The sequence below is a fragment of the Helicobacter trogontum genome (assembly GCF_000765905.2).
Classification (GTDB): Bacteria; Campylobacterota; Campylobacteria; order Campylobacterales; family Helicobacteraceae; genus Helicobacter_A; species Helicobacter_A trogontum.
In genome coordinates this window covers 1-3422 of the sequence record NZ_JRPL02000060.1, presented here as the reverse complement: position 1 = coordinate 3422, position 3422 = coordinate 1, and the positions used below count along the sequence as shown (strand labels likewise).

Annotated in this window: 4 protein-coding genes and 1 pseudogene; 1 reads left to right on the top strand and 4 read right to left on the bottom strand. The window is 31.0% G+C overall.

Annotated elements, in window-relative coordinates; translation table 11 throughout:
• The 4 genes and pseudogenes from LS81_RS10560 to LS81_RS10550 form a co-directional block, all read right to left on the bottom strand.
• Positions 1–837: pseudogene (locus tag LS81_RS10560) on the bottom strand (lysophospholipase); the annotation flags it as partial.
• Positions 806–1084, bottom strand: a complete 279-nt coding sequence (locus LS81_RS12200; RefSeq protein WP_233715896.1) for a hypothetical protein — start codon at positions 1082–1084, stop codon at positions 806–808. The gene LS81_RS12200 and the pseudogene LS81_RS10560, both read right to left, overlap by 32 nt.
• On the bottom strand, positions 1071–1994 hold the full coding sequence (locus LS81_RS10555; protein WP_004083819.1) for a hypothetical protein: 924 nt from the start codon (positions 1992–1994) through the stop codon (positions 1071–1073). The genes LS81_RS12200 and LS81_RS10555 overlap by 14 nt, the downstream gene beginning before the upstream one ends.
• Positions 1981–2904: a hypothetical protein gene (locus LS81_RS10550; protein ID WP_034347893.1), complete on the bottom strand. Its 924-nt coding sequence runs from the start codon at positions 2902–2904 to the stop codon at positions 1981–1983. The genes LS81_RS10555 and LS81_RS10550 overlap by 14 nt, the downstream gene beginning before the upstream one ends.
• Positions 2905–3071: 167 nt before the next feature.
• On the opposite strand from LS81_RS10550, the gene LS81_RS10545 reads away from it, so the two are divergent.
• The gene (locus tag LS81_RS10545) at positions 3072–3371 is read left to right on the top strand and encodes a hypothetical protein (protein ID WP_034348128.1); all 300 of its coding nucleotides are present in this window, start codon (positions 3072–3074) and stop codon (positions 3369–3371) included.
• Positions 3372–3422 lie beyond the last annotated feature (51 nt).

Here is a 3422-nt window from a genome sequence, read left to right as displayed (position 1 = left end):
TAGCTTTTCTAATGCATACACACAACGAGCTGGGTGATGAAAGTCATTGTTTTTGTCATTGATATAATATAAATAGCCTGGTGTTTTTGTGCCTAGCTCCTGGATTACATTAGACTTAATCCACCAATTATTTTCCAAATTAGAATCATCATCAGTATGTATATGAAAGGTCTTATTTTCTACTATACGCATTGCTTCTTTTCTTTGTGATTTTGATAGATTGATATAGGCTTGTTTTCTGTGTTGCTTGATATTTATTTCTGTTTGCTGTGCTTTAATGTGCAGACTTTGTAGCAAAGTAAATAAACCTCGCCATAATCTTTTGCTTCCTGGTGCTTGATAGGTATAAAGCCCTTTTATGATATGAGGATAGGTAAGCGCAAAAAGCTGTGCTAAATAGCCCCCTAGTGAATGCCCTACTACAACCAATGGCGTGTCTTTTGTGATGTAGCTATTTTGCTTTAGTCTAAAATAAAAATTTATCATAGAATCATATTGAAATTTTGGTAGCTTGCGGAATAAAAGGGAGCCATCTGCTGCTATGTCTTTATAATCTATCTCTTTAACAATTGGTAATTTTATTTTTTTACCAAAAACATTCACTTCTTTAGATGGCGCGTCAGTTCCTGCTAGTGCTAAAACATATTCCTTATTGTTTATATGTCTAAAGAGTGTAGCCCGAAAACCACCTCTAGATTCTCTATCTTTTTCATTGATATGATCAATCACTTCATAGTCTTTAGCAAAATTGAGGGCAAGACTTTCTCGCCCTATAAATCCACCCACAGGAATTTTATCGCCAATCTCATTTGTAGGGCGCAAAAGGGCTTCTTGCAATAATAATCTTTCTGTTTCTAAAAATTTTTTTTAATGTATCTTTAGGTATATCTGTGCTATATGTATTATAAAAATGCCTCCTAGCTTGCATAAAATCTTTAAGTTTTACATTTCCTGCAAAAGCCGCAATGGAATATTTATACACAAGCCTTATATGTGTTTCATACTGCAATAAGTTGCTTTGATTGCTAGAATCTATATAGTCTAGCATTATGGGAGTGTTTATGCTTTGGTTATTTTGTTTCATTTAATTCCTTTATTATTGACATTTCAAAACAATAATATAATGGATATTGTAGCACTTCAATAAATTCATTATAGCCGGGTTTTGCATTATATTCCACCTTTGCTGGATCTTTATTGCTTGAAATATACATACCCCTATCTGCATAGAGATTATAGGATATGCTTTTAAATGCTATTGCCTGTGTTTTTTTATTTCTTATGAGAAATTCCTTTTGTGTTATCAAAGATTCCTTATCTATCCTTTGCTCTATTGTTTCTCCATAGTAGTTTTCTAAAAGAAATAGTTCTTGTTCTAAATCTTTTAGCAATGTTTTTTTGTCCTTTTTTATAATCTCGCCATAATGATTTACTTTAGTAGCGACATATTCTTTCTTATTGTGTATAGTCTTTATCTCTTCTTTGATATTATGTATTGTTTTTTTATCTGCATTAATGATTTTTTTAAATATATTTGATTCTGTTCTATCTTTGCCAAAAATATAGTCTTTTCTAACTTTGAATCTTTGTTCTTCCTCTATGAGTGTTGCATAAATATTTGATAATCTTTTCCTATCCCTACCAAACATATAATCTTTTCTACCCATTTCTATATTACCATATAAGCGATACAAATAAGCAAAATTTTGATCACTATTAGGCTGAAGTCCTTCATCATAGAGAATCCCTACAAGCTCTCCTTTTTCTCTAGCTTCTTTACATACTCTGGCAAATTCTCTTGAATCTGGATATATTGTTTGTATGCCTACGCAACCTGGCAAAAAACACACCATAACTATAAACATAAAACTTGCAATAGCATATTTATACATAAGCCTTATATGTGCTTCATACTGCAACAATCCCTTTAGATTCTTAGAATCCATATAATCTAACATTATGGGAGTGTTGGTGTTGTGGTTATTTTGCTTCATTTGGTTCCTTGAGTATTGACATTTCAACACAATAATATATTGGCTCCTGTTCATATTTAATAGAAGAATCATAGCCAGGTTTTGGCTTATATTCTACCTTTGCTGGATCTTTACGGCTTGAAATGGACATTTCTCTATCTGCATAGAGATTATAGGATATACCTTTAAAGGCTATTGCCTTTGTTTTTTTATTTCTTATGAGAAATTCTTTTTTTGTTATTAATGATGTTTTATCTATCCTTTGCTCTATTGTTTCTCCATAGTAGTTTTCTAAAAGAAATAGTTCTTGTTCTAAATATCTTATTGATGATTCTCTATCTCTTTTCATAGGGTAACCATAGCTATCTGTTAAAGTAACTACATATTCTTTGTTACCTTTTAGTCCCCTTATATCTTTTTTTATTTTATTGATTCTCTCTTTATCTGCATAAGTGATTGTGTGAATAATATTTGATTCTGTTCTATCTTCGCCAAAAATATAGTCTTTTTTAATACTCTTTCTTGCTTGGTCCATGTAGGTGAGTGCCTTATAAATATTTGATAATCTTTCCCTATCTCTGCCAAGCATATAATCTTTCCTACCCATTTCTACATTACCATATAAGCGATACAAATAGTCAAAATTTTGCTCACTATTAGGTTGAAGTTTTTCATCATACAAAATCCCTGCAAACCCTTTTTCTCTTGCTTCATGACATATTCTTGCAAATTCCTTTGAATCTGGATAGATGAATTGCCTCATCTGACAACCTGTCAATAAACACACAATAAGCATAAACATAAGAGTTGCAATAGCATATCTACACATAAGCCTTATATGGGTTTCATATTGCAGTAAGCTATTTTGATTACTAGGATTTTTAGAATCTAGCATTATAGGAATGTTTGTATTTTGATTATTTTGTTTCATTTGGTTCCTTTTGCTGGTGTGGATACCTGCATATTTTACCATATTTTAATCTTGCATATTCTGTTTTGATTATCAAATCATACTTTTTCAATATCCTAGCAGTTGGAAGTATTATAGATATAGAAGTGCAAGGGGTAGGTAGCCTGATCCATTAGTATATCTCTTAAGTGGGATTTAGATATATTGCAAAGATAAAATTTAAAGACATAGAAGAGTTTGATATGTTGAGAATGATAGAGTTAATCACACAATTACAAGCAATAAGAATTTATACTAGAATCTTAGATAAAGAATCTTTTTTTAAAAAGCTAGAGACTGACAAAGAATGCAAGGTAGAGTATATTCACTCTGTCCTTAAATGTCAGCCATTTATCGTAGTAGATGAAAATAAGGAAGCATTGCTTCAAGCAGAAAATATGGAACGATTTTTTTATCGTTTAAACATCAGTCATAAGGAGTTATCATGAGCTTTAAATTCAAAAATATTGGATTTTGCTTTTTTATTTTCGGTCTTTTTC

What these genes read in the sequence shown, in the direction of transcription:
- LS81_RS10550 (WP_034347893.1), bottom strand. Translation starts at nt 2,904, where the DNA reads ATGAAACAAAATAATCAAAATACAAACATTCCTATAATGCTAGATTCT.
- LS81_RS10555 (WP_004083819.1), bottom strand. Translation starts at nt 1,994, where the DNA reads ATGAAGCAAAATAACCACAACACCAACACTCCCATAATGTTAGATTAT.
- LS81_RS12200 (WP_233715896.1), bottom strand. Translation starts at nt 1,084, where the DNA reads ATGAAACAAAATAACCAAAGCATAAACACTCCCATAATGCTAGACTAT.